19 protein-coding genes are annotated in these 16,050 nt (G+C 39.9%); 11 read left to right on the forward strand and 8 right to left on the reverse strand.

The window, feature by feature from the left end:
• Nucleotides 1–199 precede the first annotated feature (199 nt).
• The 4 genes from BM015_RS17465 to BM015_RS17480 are packed head-to-tail and all read left to right on the forward strand — an operon-like array spanning nt 200 to nt 4,090.
• Entirely contained in the window at nt 200–1,198 is a 999-nt protein-coding gene (locus BM015_RS17465; RefSeq protein WP_090661718.1) for an AAA family ATPase, read from the forward strand.
• Nucleotides 1,199–1,234: 36 nt separating this feature from the next.
• The gene (locus BM015_RS17470; RefSeq protein ID WP_090661722.1) at nt 1,235–2,101 is read left to right on the forward strand and encodes a DUF58 domain-containing protein; all 867 of its coding nucleotides are present in this window, start codon (nt 1,235–1,237) and stop codon (nt 2,099–2,101) included.
• A gap of 59 nt (nt 2,102–2,160) precedes the next feature.
• Complete coding sequence (locus BM015_RS17475; protein WP_143075912.1) at nt 2,161–3,111, forward strand: hypothetical protein; 951 nt, start codon at nt 2,161–2,163, stop codon at nt 3,109–3,111.
• Nucleotides 3,083–4,090 (forward strand): vWA domain-containing protein, encoded by a 1,008-nt coding sequence (locus tag BM015_RS17480; RefSeq protein WP_090661727.1) that lies wholly within the window; start codon nt 3,083–3,085, stop codon nt 4,088–4,090. Before BM015_RS17475 ends, BM015_RS17480 begins: the two co-directional genes overlap by 29 nt.
• A 165-nt stretch (nt 4,091–4,255) precedes the next feature.
• Here BM015_RS17480 and BM015_RS17485 read toward each other — a convergent pair whose 3' ends face one another.
• Complete coding sequence (locus BM015_RS17485; protein WP_090661730.1) at nt 4,256–5,152, reverse strand: helix-turn-helix domain-containing protein; 897 nt, start codon at nt 5,150–5,152, stop codon at nt 4,256–4,258.
• Nucleotides 5,153–5,347: 195 nt separating this feature from the next.
• Here BM015_RS17485 and BM015_RS17490 point away from each other — a divergent pair, with 195 nt between their 5' ends.
• The 5 genes from BM015_RS17490 (at nt 5,348) to BM015_RS17505 (ending at nt 9,317) form a co-directional block, all read left to right on the forward strand.
• Nucleotides 5,348–5,866: a nuclear transport factor 2 family protein gene (locus BM015_RS17490; RefSeq protein WP_090662025.1), complete on the forward strand. Its 519-nt coding sequence runs from the start codon at nt 5,348–5,350 to the stop codon at nt 5,864–5,866.
• Nucleotides 5,867–5,903: 37 nt separating this feature from the next.
• Nucleotides 5,904–6,956 (forward strand): SMP-30/gluconolactonase/LRE family protein, encoded by a 1,053-nt coding sequence (locus BM015_RS17495; RefSeq protein ID WP_090661732.1) that lies wholly within the window; start codon nt 5,904–5,906, stop codon nt 6,954–6,956.
• A gap of 334 nt (nt 6,957–7,290) precedes the next feature.
• Nucleotides 7,291–8,136 (forward strand): SDR family oxidoreductase, encoded by an 846-nt coding sequence (locus BM015_RS17500; protein WP_090661735.1) that lies wholly within the window; start codon nt 7,291–7,293, stop codon nt 8,134–8,136.
• Between the two features lie 46 nt (nt 8,137–8,182).
• Nucleotides 8,183–8,428: a hypothetical protein gene (locus tag BM015_RS21910; protein ID WP_245751472.1), complete on the forward strand. Its 246-nt coding sequence runs from the start codon at nt 8,183–8,185 to the stop codon at nt 8,426–8,428.
• Between the two features lie 4 nt (nt 8,429–8,432).
• On the forward strand, nt 8,433–9,317 hold the full coding sequence (locus BM015_RS17505; RefSeq protein WP_245751473.1) for an aldo/keto reductase: 885 nt from the start codon (nt 8,433–8,435) through the stop codon (nt 9,315–9,317).
• Between the two features lie 222 nt (nt 9,318–9,539).
• Here BM015_RS17505 and BM015_RS17510 read toward each other — a convergent pair whose 3' ends face one another.
• A complete protein-coding gene (locus BM015_RS17510; RefSeq protein ID WP_090661738.1) occupies nt 9,540–10,277 on the reverse strand; it encodes an SRPBCC family protein in 738 nt (245 codons plus the stop codon).
• A gap of 78 nt (nt 10,278–10,355) precedes the next feature.
• Here BM015_RS17510 and rsgA point away from each other — a divergent pair, with 78 nt between their 5' ends.
• A complete protein-coding gene (gene rsgA / locus BM015_RS17515; RefSeq protein ID WP_090661741.1) occupies nt 10,356–11,282 on the forward strand; it encodes a ribosome small subunit-dependent GTPase A in 927 nt (308 codons plus the stop codon).
• Here the strand turns inward: rsgA and BM015_RS17520 are convergent.
• The 3 genes from BM015_RS17520 to BM015_RS17530 all read right to left on the reverse strand — a co-directional run bounded on the left by BM015_RS17520 (nt 11,279) and on the right by BM015_RS17530 (nt 12,724).
• On the reverse strand, nt 11,279–11,554 hold the full coding sequence (locus tag BM015_RS17520) for a hypothetical protein (protein ID WP_090661744.1): 276 nt from the start codon (nt 11,552–11,554) through the stop codon (nt 11,279–11,281). The genes rsgA and BM015_RS17520 overlap by 4 nt on opposite strands.
• A 209-nt stretch (nt 11,555–11,763) precedes the next feature.
• Nucleotides 11,764–12,294 (reverse strand): gamma carbonic anhydrase family protein, encoded by a 531-nt coding sequence (locus BM015_RS17525; protein ID WP_090662028.1) that lies wholly within the window; start codon nt 12,292–12,294, stop codon nt 11,764–11,766.
• A 52-nt stretch (nt 12,295–12,346) separates the two neighbouring features.
• Complete coding sequence (locus BM015_RS17530; RefSeq protein ID WP_090661747.1) at nt 12,347–12,724, reverse strand: GtrA family protein; 378 nt, start codon at nt 12,722–12,724, stop codon at nt 12,347–12,349.
• Between the two features lie 323 nt (nt 12,725–13,047).
• Between BM015_RS17530 and BM015_RS17540 the strand changes: the two genes are divergently transcribed.
• The gene (locus BM015_RS17540) at nt 13,048–13,968 is read left to right on the forward strand and encodes a COG4315 family predicted lipoprotein (protein WP_218148532.1); all 921 of its coding nucleotides are present in this window, start codon (nt 13,048–13,050) and stop codon (nt 13,966–13,968) included.
• A 58-nt stretch (nt 13,969–14,026) separates the two neighbouring features.
• Here BM015_RS17540 and BM015_RS17545 read toward each other — a convergent pair whose 3' ends face one another.
• From BM015_RS17545 to BM015_RS17555, 3 genes are read right to left on the reverse strand one after another with little or no spacing between them, the layout of a single operon-like run.
• On the reverse strand, nt 14,027–14,380 hold the full coding sequence (locus tag BM015_RS17545) for a bleomycin resistance protein (protein ID WP_090661752.1): 354 nt from the start codon (nt 14,378–14,380) through the stop codon (nt 14,027–14,029).
• A gap of 42 nt (nt 14,381–14,422) precedes the next feature.
• Nucleotides 14,423–15,040 (reverse strand): DNA-3-methyladenine glycosylase family protein, encoded by a 618-nt coding sequence (locus BM015_RS17550; RefSeq protein ID WP_090661755.1) that lies wholly within the window; start codon nt 15,038–15,040, stop codon nt 14,423–14,425.
• A 57-nt stretch (nt 15,041–15,097) separates the two neighbouring features.
• The gene (locus BM015_RS17555; protein ID WP_090661758.1) at nt 15,098–15,883 is read right to left on the reverse strand and encodes a glycoside hydrolase family 25 protein; all 786 of its coding nucleotides are present in this window, start codon (nt 15,881–15,883) and stop codon (nt 15,098–15,100) included.
• Nucleotides 15,884–16,050: the final 167 nt, after the last annotated feature.

Below are 16,050 nucleotides of genomic sequence, written 5' to 3' on the forward strand. Positions count from 1 at the left end.
CAAAAATAAGATAATCATTTTTTCAGCCATAGTGTAAAAACGTTAACGATTATTATGTGTATAGTATGAGGATAAAACAATATCGTGCAAATGCTTGCTTGCGGCATAATTGTTGGTTAAAGCTGCAACATTATTTTTTGCATTATACTATACCGCATTACTTTGTAACCAGAGCATTTTTCAATCATAAATACAATCAATGCAAACAGGAGAAGATATAAAGGTTTTAAATGAAAAAATTCAGCAGGCTTCTATATTTATTGAAACATTACGCAATACTTTAAGTAAAGTAATCATAGGCCAGTATGAAATGGTTGACCGGCTTATGATTGCCTTGTTAAGTAACGGGCATATTTTACTGGAAGGTGTGCCGGGCCTTGCAAAAACATTGACCATAAAATCGCTGGCGCAGGCCATACATGCAAAGTTCAGCCGCATACAGTTTACACCGGATTTGTTGCCGGCCGACGTCACCGGCACTATGATTTATAACCAGCAGCGCAACGAATTTGTTGTGCGTAAAGGGCCCATTTTCGCCAATTTTATTTTAGCGGATGAAATAAACCGCGCCCCCGCAAAAGTGCAAAGCGCTTTACTGGAAGCCATGCAGGAAAAACAGGTTACCATTGGAGAGCAAACTTATCGTTTGGAAGAACCGTTTTTGGTGCTGGCAACGCAAAACCCGCTGGAACAGGAAGGCACTTATCCCTTGCCTGAAGCCCAGGTTGACCGTTTTATGATGAAGGTGATTGTGAAATATCCTGACAAACAGGAAGAGCAAATGATTATCCGCAACCAGGTACAGGGCATGCAGTTACCAAGTATAGAGCCTGTTGTTAGTTTAGACGAAGTGAATGCCGGCAAAGCCTTAACAAGGCAGGTTTATATTGATGAAAAAATTGAAAAATATATTGTTGATATAGTTTTTGCCACCAGGTTTCCGGATCAGTATAATTTGTCGAAGCTGCGTAATATTATTAGTTATGGCGCTTCTCCGAGAGCAAGCATTAACCTTGCACTGGCTGCAAAAGCGCATGCCTTTATGCATAAACGCGGCTTTGTAATTCCCGATGATATAAAAACAATCTGTAAAGATGTATTGCGTCACCGCATTGGTTTAACCTACGAGGCAGAAGCAGAAAACATAACAGCAGAAACAATTATTTCAGAGATTTTGAGAACGGTGAATGTGCCGTAGGGCTGTCAACTCTCATCTGTCAACCGTCAACTATAAATGGAAGTAAGCGAGTTATTAAAAAAAGTAAGAACGCTCGAAATAAAAAGCAGGCGTTTAACCAATCACCTTTTTACAGGCGAATATCATACTGCTTTTCGCGGACAGGGTATGGCATTTAAAGAAGTGCGTGAATACCAGCCGGGCGATGATGTGCGGTTTATTGACTGGAATGTTTCTGCAAGAATGGATCGCACTTACAGTAAAATTTTTGAAGAAGAAAGAGAACTGAGTGTTTTTTTATTGATTGATGTAAGCGCCAGCAGTTTGTTTGGCACTTTCAAGCAAAGTAAAAAAGAATTGATAACTGAAATGGCGGCCGTGCTTGCTTTTTCAGCTATTAGCAATAACGATAAAGCAGGGTTGATCTTTTTTAGTAATAAAGTTGAAAAATATATTCCCGCAAAAAAAGGTAAAGAACATGTTTTATACATGCTGCGGGAAATGATAACGTTTCAGCCCCGTTCTTCACAAACGGATATTACGAAAGCCATTGCTTACCTGAACCGCGTTACCAGACATAAAAGCATTGTTTTTATTCTAAGCGATTTTGCCGATGCCGGCTATGAGCAAACGCTTAAAGTTGCGGCAAAGCGGCACGATATAATTGGCATACAGGTGCATGATAAAAGGGATATTGATTTACCTAAAATGGGTTTATTACAACTGCAGGATGCTGAAACCGGCCGCAGCATTTTATTAAACACCAGCGATGTGGTAATGCGGGCAGAATATAACAGGCAGTTTAATAAAATTCAGGAAGATGCCAGGCATATTTTCAGGCTTGCCGGCGCAGATCTTGTTCAACTTGCAACAGGCGACGATTATGTAAAAGCCTTGCAGCAATTTTTTATGAAGCGGGCATGAGAAACCGGTCAATAGTCAACAGTCAAGAGTCAACAGTGGTTGCAACTTCTTTTATTGCAATGAGGATATGCTTAGCCCTCATTGTATCTGCTATTTTTTTTACATCTTCCGCACAATCAGTATCTGCATCTGTTGACAGGGATAAAATTTTATTAGGCGAACAGGTTACACTTAAAATAAGCCTTAACAGGATAAATGAAAATAATTTTTTTGTTGCAACATGGCCTCAAATAAATGATACCATTAATCATGCGGAAATTGTGAAACGCGCCGCTATTGATACCATCAACGTCGCCGGCAATTTCACTTACCAGCAAAACTTTGTAATCACATCTTTCGATTCAGGCCGGTGGCAGCTTGGCCCTTTTAATTTTATTATCCAGGAAAAATCAACCGGCAAAAAGATACAACTTCAAACCCCGCCGCTTTATTTAACCGTGCTTCCTGTAGATGTATCTTCTTTAAAAGAATATCATCCCATAAAAGATATTATTGATGTGCCAACAGGCTTTAACTGGTTGCCTGTAATTATAGCTGCACTCTTGGTTTTGCTGATAGCAACTATTGCATTCATCATCATAAAAAGAAAGAAAAAGCCTGCATCGCAACCCAGGCCCGAACTAAAAGGAACGCCCCTGGAAAGGGCTTTGAAAAAGCTAAAGGCTTTGCAGCAGCAGAACCTGTCATCAACAGGTGCAATAAAAAAATTTCATTCAGATATGGATGATGCCACCAGGCAATACATTGAAGAAGTAACCAATATAAAAGCGCTGCATTTAACTGCCGGCGAATTATTGCCCCGCCTTAAATTTTATATGCAGGATGCAGCGGAAAGAAATAATTTCAGCCGCATATTCAATTTGAATGCCTCGGTAAAATTCGCCCGGTATTTGCCCGGTGAAACGGAAAGTAAAAATACGCTGGAGGAGATTATCAGAATAATTACAGACATTGATGAAAATATAAACAGGGCAAGAACTGATGCTGACAGACTGGTACCAAAATATTGAATTTGCACATACCTGGGTTTTAGGCGCTTTATTGTTAATGCCCATATTAGTTTATGAATATATAAGGCGCAACAAAAAGCAACAGGCTTCTATGCTGGTTACTACCACTTATTTTGTAAGGGTAACCAAAAACCTGAGAGTATCGTTAAGGCATTTACCTTTTGTGTTAAGATGCCTTGCACTGGTATGCTTGATACTGGCGCTTGCAAGGCCGCGTATAAAATTTACAGAAACGCAAAATGAAGGAGAAGGAATTGATATTGTGCTTTGCTTTGATATAAGCGGCAGCATGACCGAAAAAGATTTTGAGCCCAACCGGCTTGAAGCAGCGAAGCAGGTGGCATCAAGCTTTGTAAGCAACAGGCCGGGCGATGAAATTGGGATTGTAATTTTCAGTAACCTGAGCTTTACCTTGTGCCCGCTTACCTCCGATCATGATGCTGTTTTAAACCAGGTAAAAAATATACAAAGCGGTTACCTGCAGGATGAAGGTACAGCCATTGGCAGCGGTATTGCAACAAGCGTTGACAGGCTGCGTTACAGCAAAGTAAAAAGTAAAATAATCATTCTTTTGACCGATGGTGTTGATTTCGGTGGAACCATTCCGCCGGATATGGCGTTGCAGATGGCAAAATATTATGGCATAAAAATTTATACGATTGGGGTTGGCTCAGAGAAAGAAGTGGATGAAGTGGTGGATTCTCCGCTGGGGCCTGTTGTTCAGCATAAAACATTGCAGTATAACGAGGCTTTACTAAAGAAACTCGCCGATGAAACCGGTGGCCAGTATTTTCATGCTACTGATAAATCTGCCTTGCAAAAAATTTACGGTAGCATAAACCAGCTTGAAAAATCTAAAATAAAAGTAAAAACCTATAACCGCTATACGGATAAATTTTTGCCGCTGCTTGTTGCCGCAGTTATCTATATTTTAATAGAAGCCCTGCTGCGTTATACTGTATTCCGGAAATTTCCTTAGAAGTTATTTAAATCGTTATTGAATATATCTGTTCCAGCACAGATTGCACAGTTGTGTGCAACCTATTTGACGCTCTTAATTCATAAAGCAACAATTATTCTAAGCGATTTACAAGTTAATGCACACAAGCAGCAGCCCATGCAGGCGCCAATTTTAAAAACTCACTTAATTCAGCAATCGATATTCATTTGGAGACTGCCCGATATGCTGCTTAAAGAAGCGGGTAAAATGTTGAGGGTATTTAAATCCTAACTCATAGGCAATTTGCCTAACAGATTTGTTTTGGTCAAATATTCTTTCTTTCGCCACATCAATCAATTTTGATTGTATATATTCCTGCGCTGTTTTCCCTGTTTCTTTCTTTACAAGGTCGCCAAAATAACCAGGCGACAAGTTTAATTCGCTTGCACACCAGGCAACAGAAGGCAAACCGGTTGTTTGAGGTTTATCTGTATTAAAATATTCATGCAATAAATTTTCAAACCTTTCTAAAATACCCTTGTGCACATTATCCCGGGTAATAAACTGGCGGTCGTAAAAACGAAAACAATAATTCAAAAACAGTTCAATATTCGATACAATCAGTTGCTTGCTGTGCTTGTCAATTGCATGCTTCAATTCATATTCAATTTTTGAAAAACAATCCAATACAATTTCCCGTTCCCGTTCTGATAAATGCAGTGCTTCATTGGATTGATAGCCAAAAAAAGTATAACCCTGAATATGCTTTCCAAGCGAAGTGCCATAAATTAAATCAGAATGAAATACCAACGCATAACCCTTTGGCTGATACGTTTCTCCGTTACTGTTAACGCCAGCAACTTGTCCGGGTGCAAGGAAAACCAAAGTGCCTTCCTGGTAGTCGTAAGTATGGCGGCCATAAGTCAAATCACCGCATTTTACTTCTTTTAAAAAGATGGTATAGAATCCAAAATACATGCGGGAGCCTTGTCGCGGACTGGCTTTCGATAAATCAACCACACTTACCAGGGGATGAAGTGTTTCATTATTATTAAATATGTTGTAATCGCTGATAGTCTCAAATCTTCTTATGTAACTCATAATACTGCTTTTATCTGGTTTAAAATTACCATCTTGTTTCCCGTTTTTTCAATAAATAATCCGTAATCAGCAATATTGGTAGATAAATCCGCAATTCATATACCATTAAGGCTAAAGAATGCCAAGACCTTTGCAGTAACAAATAAAGAAATCACTGCAATAATTAATTCATTAAAACTTTTAAATAATAACAATATGAAAGCAAAAATTCTAGGACTGTTTCTTTTAACAATGATTGTGCAATCGTCCTATGCACAGCAGCCGCCAACGGAAACAATTAAAACTTCCACCAATAAGAGCCCTGAACAAAAGGAAATTATCAACCTTTCCAAACAGAAATGGGATTGGATGGCTGACAAAAATGTAGATTCTTTAAACGTGCTGTTCGATGACAAATGTATGTTTACCCACATGGGAGGAACTTGGGGAAAAACCCCGGAATTGGCCACTATAAAAAGCGGTGGTATCTGGTATAAAAAAGCCGAAGTTTATTCAGTTAGTGTGAACCTGTTTAATAACAACAACACCGCAATCCTTTTAAATGATATTGACCTGGTAGCTGTTGTAGGCGGAAGGGAAGTTACCAATCCTTTTATGGTTACTGAAGTGTATATTAAGGAAAACGGTAAATGGAAGATGGCTCAACTTACTTTCTCTCACCTGATGAGGTCGGTTAAGATGAAGAATCATGACAGCAATAATAACACGCAGTAGCATTAAAGCGAATAAATAACCATAAAAAAATAAAGCGATGAAAAAAATAAATTCTTATAGAAGCCTTATCACATTTGGCTTTACCACTCTGATAAGCACCTGCCTTCTTACTAACCCTGTGTTTGCACAGCAGACCGATGAATCAAAACCGTATTCTGTTGGAAAACCACTTGGCGTTTCCGGGAATCCGGCATCAGACGGGGATTTTCAAGCGATGTCATCCAATGTAAAAGTTTATGGTGGTACTTATTCTGCAGAAAGCTGTTCTTATGATGCACAAAGTGGGCTTATCGTTGTTCCCAATCGCGGCCTGCCACAATCCATGCAGAAAAATGATGCCTGGGTTTCTCTCATCAATCACGATGGATCTGTGCATACTGTAAGATGGATCGGCGTTCAGCGTCCGGATGATCGTAAAAAGCTATCTCCGCCTCTTGTATTAAATGAACCGTTCGGCAGTGATATCATGAAGGGCATTTTGTATTTGGCAGATCGGGATGGCGGCACAGGCAAAGACGATCCAAGTGTTGCCGTTATCCGCAAATTCAGCATGAAGACTGGTGAACCAATCGGTGAAGTTAGAATTGAAGATGCCGGCTGGATCAATGATATTGAAGTGAAAGAAGATGGCACCATTTACGCAACGGAAACGGGCGATTTTGGCAAACCAAATCCAAACCCTGATACATGGAAGGTTTGGAAGGTTACACCTGCCGGCAAAGCAAGTGTTTTCGTACAAGGCCCACCGCTTAATGTTCCTAATGGTATTGCTTTCGATCCGCAAGGCAATATTGTTGTTGTTAATTCCGGTAATGCCGATGTACTGACATTTTCACAAGATGGTAAATTATTGAAAACAGAAACCGCTGCGCAACCGGGAAGCGATGGCCTTGTCATTCTGCCCGATGGTACAAAATATGTGTGCAGTGTCTTTAATGGCGGCGTGTCCAGGATCCGGCCAGGGAAGCCTGCTGAATTAATTGCAAAAAATATTCCCAGCGCCGCTTCAATGTGCTATGATAGCAAGACGAATCAGCTTGTCATCCCAATGAACGCTAACAATGGCCTTGCATTTATACCGCTCGATTAAGCCATCTTTCATCATTTATTCCATGAATACTACAACTTTATAAAGAGAAGATGAAAAATCTGCCTGGCTAATTATATTTAAATCGTTATTGAATATATCTGTTTCAGCACAGATTGCACAGTTGTGTGTGCAATCTATTTGACGCTCTTAATCATAAAGCAACAATTATTCTAAGTGACTTACAGCAAAAAAAGGATATTGAAAAAGCGGCTCTCTAAAAGCAATTAATTCTTTTTACCTGCCTGTTAATAAGCCGTTTTTTTCTTTACGCTTTCAATTCATCTTGTGAAGGAATGAAGAAGATGTCAGAATTAAATTTTAAAAAGACAACATTATGAAAAAGAATTCTGTAAATGTAATTGTAGTCATCGGTGCAGGCTCCATCGGTCAGGCAATTGCCCGGCGTGTAAGCGCCGGTAAACACGTTTTGCTTGCGGATTTGAAAAAAGATAATGCCGATGCTGCCGCAAAAACGCTAAGTGAGGCCGGTTTTGACATAAGCACAGCGATTGTTGATATTTCATCAAGGCAATCCATTCATGAACTGGTTGAAAAAGCTACCTCTATTGGCAGCGTTGCCGGATTAATACATGCGGCAGGGGTCTCTCCTTCCCAGGCATCACCATCCACAATACTTCACGTAGATTTATATGGCACTGCCGTTATTTTAGAAGAATTCGGCAATGTGATTGAAAGCGGCGGCTCGGGTGTAGTGATAGCTTCACAATCGGGGCATCGCCTGCCAGCGCTAACACCTGAACAAAACAAGGCATTGGCAACAACGCCTGCCGACGAACTATTATCGCTTCCATTTTTACAATCAGACAAGATAACTGACCCGCTGCATGCTTATCAAATATCCAAAAGAGGAAACACCCTTCGGGTAATGGCAGAAGCAGTTAGATGGGGTAAACGGGGTGCAAGAATTAATTCAATAAGCCCCGGAATTATCATCACCCCTTTAGCAAAAGATGAACTGAACGGGCCAAGAGGTGAAGGATATCGCAGGATGATTGAATTATGTCCTGCAGGCAGGGCCGGCACTCCTGATGAGGTGGGGAATGTTGCTGCCTTGCTAATGGGACCAGACGGCGCATTCATTACCGGCAGCGACTTTTTGATGGATGGTGGAGTTACGGCGTCTTATTGGTATGGAGAACTGGCGCCTGATTCGAAATAACCGCACTTACCTGCTTTTTATCTAATAAAAAGCAAACTATTTTGATATGAGAATTCACAATCGCAGAAAATTTTTGAAAGCCGGTACGGCTTTAAGTGCATCAGTTATGGCTTCTTCCATGATGGGCATTTTAACATCGGATGTGAAAGCATCGCCTGCAACAAAAGGCAATAAAAATTACTTAAAAAACCAACCCAGAACATTAGGTTCAGGGAAGCACAGTTTGAAAGTGTCTGCCCTGGGGCTGGGTTGTATGGGCATGAGCTATCCGCAGTTTTATCCCCGAACGTAAATACATGATATCACTACTTCAAAAGGCAGTGGATATGGGGGTAACATTTTTTGATACCGCTGAAGCATACGGGCCTTTTAAAAACGAGGCGCTTGTTGGGGAAGCATTAGCTCCGTTTAGAAAAGATATAATTATTTGCAGCAAATTCGGCTTCAATATCCAGGACGGAAAATTAGCCGGCTTGAATAGTAAACCGGCGCATATCAGAGAGGTAGTGGAACAATCATTAAAGAGATTGAAAACAGACTATATTGATTTGCTATACCAGCATCGCGTTGACCCCAATGTGCCTATTGAAGATGTTGCCGGAACGGTAAAAGATTTAATACAAGAAGGAAAGGTGAAGCATTTCGGGCTTAGCGAGGCGGGCGCACAAACCATTCGGAAAGCGCATGCCGTACAACCTTTAACTGCTTTGCAGAGTGAATATTCGCTTATGACAAGGCAACCTGAAAACGATGTGATTAAGGTTTGCGAAGAATTGGGGATAGGCTTTGTACCATATAGCCCGGTAAGCAGAGGCTTTCTTTCCGGATATATAAATGAGCATACAAAATACAATCCTGATAATGACAACAGGCCAACATTGCCCCGCTATCAGCCGGATGCCATAAAAGCCAACTGGGTAATGATTGATACATTATCTGAATTCGGCAATCAAAGAGGATTAACAGCAGCCCAGGTAGCTTTGGCATGGTTACTTGCCCAAAAGCCTTTTATCGTACCCATACCGGGCACTACAAAACTTGCTCATTTACAGGAAAATCTTTGGTCGGCAGGTTATGAATTTACATCACAGGAATTGCAGGAACTTACAGCCGCGTTATCAAAAATTAAAATTGTAGGCGATCGTTACACCGGTGTACAGGCGGAACAAACAAATAAATAAAAAACTCCGGTCATAAAATGAAAAAGAAATCATCAGGGTGCTGGAAAAGTTTTGGAAGGCTTTTCCATCAAAGATGGAATAGAAAGAGATAGGTTTTATTTGTGATAAAAGACGATTGGAAACAATAAAAGTGATTAAATAAAAAACACAGCTTTTATTAATCACTTGTAGCAGGTGTGAAAAAAAATTGCAAAGAGTTTTACAGACAACAAGAAAAAACAGCTACGTAAAATCATAACCTATATGGCTGTATTCAATAGCTTTCGCTTCAATATATCTTTTAAAACGCACTAAATCTTCCTTTACTATTTCCCTCAGCCAGGGATTAATCACTGTTGCTGCGGCAGAGCCGATATAACCCGCCGGCGGGCGATAGCTGATCATAAGGTTAACTTCTGTTCCGCCGGTAGTGTTGGCAAACGTAATTTTACCGGCGGTTTCTATTTTAGAGCCGGGCAGTGAGCGCCAGCTTAATTCACGGCCTTCTTCCTGGTCAATAATTTCGGCTTTCCATGCTACGGCAGGAAGACGCCCGGGTGTTTTCAATTCCCAAACGGAATGCAACTCATCAACAACACTGATCTTTTTTATATGTTTTAAAAAACGTGGCAATCGTTCAAGGTTGCGCCATGATTCATAAACCAGTTGCCTTGGCGCTTTTACAATAAAGTAAGTTCTTATGTTTACGGCACGGGTATGCATTCTGAATTCTTCGCGTTTAAGCAAAGCGGTTACTAAACAATTGCCGGAAAGGCCTCTATAAAGAAAATACATTCCGCCATAACGCAACGCTTTCTTTACTATGCCTTGCTTTCCTTTTATAGCCATGCCATATAAAACAGCGCCGGCAGCCAGTGAAACGATGCGTCCCGTTTTTCCTACATTTATAACATTACTGTTTTCGTATAATTTCGTTGCCCGTGGTTCAAACGCATTACCGCTAAGTTTATAATTATGCATCTATAATTTTTTTGTTTTATGCTGCAAAGCTCATTCCACTTATTATATTTATCAATTGCCTTCATCTATCTTCGTTAAATGCTTGCGCGTATCTATAAATCAACAGGCAGTTGGTACACAGCAAAAACCGAAGATGGTGCAATTTACAATGCACGGATGAAAGGAATTTTTAAAATTGATGATATAACCTCAACCAATCCTGTTGCCGTGGGTGATATAGTTGAAATTGAAATGGAAGATGCCGCCGGCAACAATGCCATCATTAATAATATTTATGAAAGAAAGAATTATATAGCCCGCAATTCGCCGAGGAATAAAAAGCAACAGCATATAATTGCTTCCAATATTGACCAGGCTTTATTGCTTGCAACTTTAAAAGAGCCAAGGACCTCGCAGGGCTTTATTGACAGGTGCCTTGTAGCGGCAGAAGCCTATCATATTCCATCGTTAATTGTTTTTAATAAAACCGATATTTATAAAAAGAAAGAATGGGACAATTTTGACAAGCTTAAAAAGATTTATGAGAGCATCCATTATCCTGTGTATGCAATAAGTGTAAAAACAAATGATGGGCTGGATACAATAAAAAGTCTGTTGAAAAATAATACCACGCTGGGGTATGGCCATAGCGGCACAGGAAAATCCACATTCATTAATTATCTTCTTCCACATTTAGGGCTTCGCACAAAAGAAGTGAGTAACTGGAGCGGCAAAGGCATGCACACTACCACTTTTGCTGAAATGCATGACCTGCCTTTTGGCGGAAGAATAATTGACACGCCCGGCATACGGGAATTTGCATTAACCAATATGGAAAGGACTGAATTATCGCATTATTTTCCTGAAATGCGAAATCTGCTGCAGCAATGCAGGTTTAATAACTGTTTACATATTGAAGAACCGGGCTGTGCAGTAAAAGAAGCTGTAGAAGAAGGGAAAATATATATGGAGCGTTATCTCAGCTATTATAACATCCTTGAATCTATTCCTGAAAATAATTATTAACCGTTACGTAACCGGCCGGCAATTTTATCTGCATTCTTTTTGTCTTTGCCATTATACAACAGTGTAACGCCGTTATAAACGCTGTATTGAAGGGACAAAGCATCGCCACGATATTTGTAATGCCATTCAACCACTATAGCATCATCTTCTTTTGACATCAGGTGAACATGGCGGGTTTTGCTCAATACATTGGCAAGACGGTAAAAGTCCTGCAGGTTGCCGTCTTCACTAATAACCGTTTCGGTAAAGGTGCTGTATTCGAATGGTTTCATATTAATAATTAGTTAGCATTGCTCAACAATATTCATTCCATAACTGGCAAAAGCGCTTCCTCAACTACTTAAGTTACAATGAATTAACACAATTGGGTATTAATCGTCGTAAATATTGATTGGGGAAACACTTACTGCCCCGGGTGTTCAAAAACAGTAAGTTTTAAAATTGCGGCCAACAGTCAACTGCTATTAGACAATAACTTAATCTATTTTGCTGCATTATATTCGGAAAACCAGGAAGAATATTTTGTATAGTTTTTGGCGATGCGTTCTATTTCGCCATGTATGCTGTCGGTTGAAATATCTTTTACTTTTTTAGCAGGAATGCCTGCATAAATTGACCCGGATTCAACCACGGTACCTTCAAGCACAATAGCGCCGGCTGCAACTATAGAATTGCTTTTTATAATGCACCTGTCCATTACAATGGCGCCCATTCCAATAAGCACATCGTCTTCTATTGTACAGCCATGCACAATAGCGTTGTGGCCGATGGATACATTGTTTCCTATTTCAGTTGCATTCTTTTGATAAGTGCAATGAATAACGGCGCCGTCCTGTACATTAACCCGGTTACCTAATTTTATATGGTTTACATCACCGCGAACTACAGCATTAAACCATACGCTGCATTCATCTCCCATAATAACATCGCCAACTACTGCAGCATTGGGCGCAATAAAACAGTTTGAACCAAAGCGGGGAGATTTATCGAGACAGGGAATGATGAATGCCATAACTTGGAATTTTAATTTACCCAAAGATAATCAATATGTTAAAGGCTAACTATCAGGTATGGAAATTAAAATAGTTATTAGCGGTAAAATTCCAGGCAAAAACACAAACTACCGCCAGCACTTTTGAAACGTAAAAATTGATTGAAAACCTTTCATTAAAAAGATAAACAAACATATTATTCAACGCAAGGCCCACTACCGAAATAAGGATAAATTTTATAAAGAAAATATTTGTGTTGCCGGTTGCCTGGAATGTCCATTTAAGGTTGAGGTAAAAATTATTGATAACCGCGCAGGTAAAACCAAGGCTATTGGCCATGTACTTATTTATCTTTAATTTCTCCTTTAATAGCCAGGTTACCAGGAAGTCAACAAGCATTCCGATAAACCCAACTATACCGAATTTAAGTACCTTCTCAAAAAATTCCATGGCGCAAAATAAAGTCCACTTTGCATATTATAAGTTTTCGCTTTAAAATATGCTTTATTTTTTTATAACGGCTGCCAGCCTCTCCAGGTTCAACTTCAAAAGATATTGCAGCAAATGCTGCACAAATAATATTTGTTTCATTAAAGCAACCTTTACAAATTCCTAGTGGTTTAATATGCCATAGCAATAATCGAATCGATTCTGATTAAGCCAACATTACAATTTTGGAGGGCTGTAAACCAACCGTCCAGGGCAATGATTCTGTATATCATCCTTTAATTCTCATTAACAGAGATTTTTATTACCAATTTAAAACTCATGCAATGAAAAGCATCTCAAGTAATATCAAACATTTAATTGTTTATAGCAGCAGGCAACAATTTATAATACACCTGTTTATGGCTTTTGCTATTTTTATTTTAGCCAGCGGATGTAAAAAATCAAATGATGACACACCGCCCCCAACTTCGCCTATACAGGTTCAGCTTGCCACAAATGCTTCATTAGGGGAAATTCTTACAGATAAAGATGGCAGAACGCTGTATTACTTTGCAAATGATGCTTCGGGCACGAGCACATGCTCAGGCGGATGCGAGGCTTTATGGCCTGCATTTACCATTGACGCCATTACGGCTGATAAATTTGGCACCGGCCTCGATGTTGCCGATTTCGGCACCACTACCAATGCTTCCGGTAAATCGCAACTGGTGTATAAAGGCAGGCCGCTGTATTATTATGCTCCCTCTGTAAATGGCACCAACACACCTGAAGGGCCGGGCGAAACCACAGGCGAAAATGTTGGCGGTATATGGTTTGTTGCAAAACCTGATTATACCATTATGCTTACCAATGCCCAGTTGGTGGGTCACGATGGAAAAAATTATACTTCAGATTACACAGAAGGAACAGGGAAAACATTATATTTTACAGATGGTAATGGCATTACATTATATACGTTCATTAATGACAAGTTTGATAAAAATAATTTCACCAAGCCCGATTTTTCTAACGATGCAATATGGCCTATTTATCAGCAAGGCGATGTGGTAGCGCCTTCGTCGCTGGATGCATCTTTATTCAATACCATTGATGTATATGGCAAAACGCAACTCACCTATAAAGGCTGGCCATTGTATTATTTTGGCCAGGATGCAATGGTTATGGGCGCAAACAAAGGCATCTCGTTTCCGGCGCCCGGAATATGGCCGGTGCCGGTTAAAGATATAGCGCCAGCTACGCCTTAAAAAAAAATTATGGTTGCGCCTTGCCCCGTGCATGGCGCAACTATCTTTCTATTTGCAATTATGCATCCTGCCCGAATGTGAGCAAATTATTATCAGGATCAAGCAAAGAAAATTCCTTCTGCTTCCAGGGCTGTAACTGAAGGCGGCCATTTGGATGTATCGCTACTTTATTATCCAGTAACCATTGATAAAATGCGTCAATAGCGTTTGTTCTGATATATACCTGGCCATAATTTTCTTTAGGGTCAAGGTCTTTAAATTCAAAAAAATGAATTTGAATATTATCCTTTTGCACCATGAGATAATTATCATAATCACCACCAAACTGTTCAAAGCCTAATTGGTTTATGTAATAATCTTTTGTAACGGATTTACTGCGCATGGGCAGTTTTGGATGAATGGATGTAAGCATGTGTGTTTTTGTTTTATAGGTTAAAGTATTATTTGAGATATATTACGCCTTCTCCACCACCGGCGCATTATCTTTTAAATGCCAGCAATATAAACAGCCATAGGTTCTGTAAGGCGACCATTTACCCGATATTTTCAGCAGCCTTTCATTTAGTTTTTTCTTATCAAGCTTATCAAGCTTATACATTTTAATCATAGCTGAACGCACACCATAATCATCAATAGAAAAAACATCTTCACGGCCCAGCGCAAACATCAATAACATTTCAACCGTCCATTTACCCACGCCTTTTATTTGGGTAAGCAATGTAATAATATCCTCATTGCTCATGGCATGCAGCTTTTTATCCGTTATCTTATGCTCCATGCAAAAAGCAGCTACATTTTTTACATAATTAACTTTGGCATTTGATAAACCGATACCACGCAGGGCTTCGCCCGGTGTATCAATTATCTGCTGCGGTTTTGGTGGTTTATTATTATACAAGGCAAGAAATCGTTTATATATAACGTCGACCACCTTAGTGCTCAACTGTTGGCTCATAATACTGCCAATTAATTGCAGCGGAATATTTTTATGCGGTTGTATGCGCTCATGTACCGGCCCATTTATAAAGGCAGCAAGTTTTTTATCTTTCTTTAAATGTTCAATGTATTCCATTCAGTCAAAAGTAAAAATTCAAAAGCCAAAAATGTAAATGCATTTTCATTTTGCAGGCTATTGCACCAGCAGGCTTTTGAATAAAGTGGTATCGCCGCTGAATACATTAAAATCAACACGCGTTTTTATGCCGTTTACCTTGCCTGTTGCATTGTGCTGCCAGAAATACCAGCCCTCAGCAACTCCGGGCTGCTCCTTCACAAAATAATGTGCCACCCACAACGGGTATTCATCAAACTCGTGACCAAGAAAATTTTTGTAAAACGATGCGCTGGTATAAATAACCGGCTTTACATTATAGGCTTCTTCAACAGTGGTAAGCCATGCACGAATGCGGCTGCGCATGCTGTCTGGCCGCACGCCATACAATTCTTCAATATCAAGCACGGGAGGCAAATCGCCGGGCTGCAACTGAACATGCTTAATAAAATTCTGCGCCTGCTTGCGGCCACTTTTTGTGGCCAGGAAAAAATGATAAGCGCCACGTGTTATATTACTTTCCTTCGCGTTTTGCCAGTTACGTTTAAACTTCCTGTCAACATTATTTAGTCCTTCAGTGGCTTTAATAAATGCAAATTTTATGCTGATATCCTGATCCTGCATTTGCGCCACGGCCGGCCAGTGAATATTGCCTTGGTAATTGCTTACATCAATGCCATGAATGCTATACCCCAGCGGCACCTCAATCCCAAAATCGGGATAAAGTGCAAAATGAGCCGCTTCTTTTTTTTGTTTAATGAGATATTGAATCCAGATAAATACTGATAATGCCGCCACGATAACTGAAGCGACTAAAAACGATTTGTTGCCCGACTTTTTCTTAGAACGTTTGCCCTTAGCCATGCCGCCGTGATTGTTATCAGCAATTATTAAATTAACGTGAGTCTCGAAATAATCCTTATCCCGGGCTCACATTAAACTGTTAAACGATTAATGCGGCAATTCTAATATTTATTGCTGAAAGTTCACAGCAGGTTTAACAAAAGTGCATCTCAAATTTTCACTTTATT

The organism is Parafilimonas terrae (assembly GCF_900115755.1).
Lineage (GTDB): Bacteria > Bacteroidota > Bacteroidia > Chitinophagales > Chitinophagaceae > Parafilimonas > Parafilimonas terrae.

Coding starts and splice junctions, on each gene's coding strand:
- BM015_RS17465 (WP_090661718.1), top strand. CDS start 200: ATGCAAACAGGAGAAGATATAAAGGTTTTAAATGAAAAAATTCAGCAG.
- BM015_RS17470 (WP_090661722.1), top strand. CDS start 1,235: ATGGAAGTAAGCGAGTTATTAAAAAAAGTAAGAACGCTCGAAATAAAA.
- BM015_RS17475 (WP_143075912.1), top strand. CDS start 2,161: ATGAGGATATGCTTAGCCCTCATTGTATCTGCTATTTTTTTTACATCT.
- BM015_RS17480 (WP_090661727.1), top strand. CDS start 3,083: ATGCTGACAGACTGGTACCAAAATATTGAATTTGCACATACCTGGGTT.
- BM015_RS17485 (WP_090661730.1), bottom strand. CDS start 5,152: ATGAGTTACATAAGAAGATTTGAGACTATCAGCGATTACAACATATTT.
- BM015_RS17490 (WP_090662025.1), top strand. CDS start 5,348: ATGAAAGCAAAAATTCTAGGACTGTTTCTTTTAACAATGATTGTGCAA.
- BM015_RS17495 (WP_090661732.1), top strand. CDS start 5,904: ATGAAAAAAATAAATTCTTATAGAAGCCTTATCACATTTGGCTTTACC.
- BM015_RS17500 (WP_090661735.1), top strand. CDS start 7,291: ATGAAAAAGAATTCTGTAAATGTAATTGTAGTCATCGGTGCAGGCTCC.
- BM015_RS21910 (WP_245751472.1), top strand. CDS start 8,183: ATGAGAATTCACAATCGCAGAAAATTTTTGAAAGCCGGTACGGCTTTA.
- BM015_RS17505 (WP_245751473.1), top strand. CDS start 8,433: ATGATATCACTACTTCAAAAGGCAGTGGATATGGGGGTAACATTTTTT.
- BM015_RS17510 (WP_090661738.1), bottom strand. CDS start 10,277: ATGCATAATTATAAACTTAGCGGTAATGCGTTTGAACCACGGGCAACG.
- rsgA (WP_090661741.1), top strand. CDS start 10,356: ATGCTTGCGCGTATCTATAAATCAACAGGCAGTTGGTACACAGCAAAA.
- BM015_RS17520 (WP_090661744.1), bottom strand. CDS start 11,554: ATGAAACCATTCGAATACAGCACCTTTACCGAAACGGTTATTAGTGAA.
- BM015_RS17525 (WP_090662028.1), bottom strand. CDS start 12,294: ATGGCATTCATCATTCCCTGTCTCGATAAATCTCCCCGCTTTGGTTCA.
- BM015_RS17530 (WP_090661747.1), bottom strand. CDS start 12,724: ATGGAATTTTTTGAGAAGGTACTTAAATTCGGTATAGTTGGGTTTATC.
- BM015_RS17540 (WP_218148532.1), top strand. CDS start 13,048: ATGAAAAGCATCTCAAGTAATATCAAACATTTAATTGTTTATAGCAGC.
- BM015_RS17545 (WP_090661752.1), bottom strand. CDS start 14,380: ATGCTTACATCCATTCATCCAAAACTGCCCATGCGCAGTAAATCCGTT.
- BM015_RS17550 (WP_090661755.1), bottom strand. CDS start 15,040: ATGGAATACATTGAACATTTAAAGAAAGATAAAAAACTTGCTGCCTTT.
- BM015_RS17555 (WP_090661758.1), bottom strand. CDS start 15,883: ATGGCTAAGGGCAAACGTTCTAAGAAAAAGTCGGGCAACAAATCGTTT.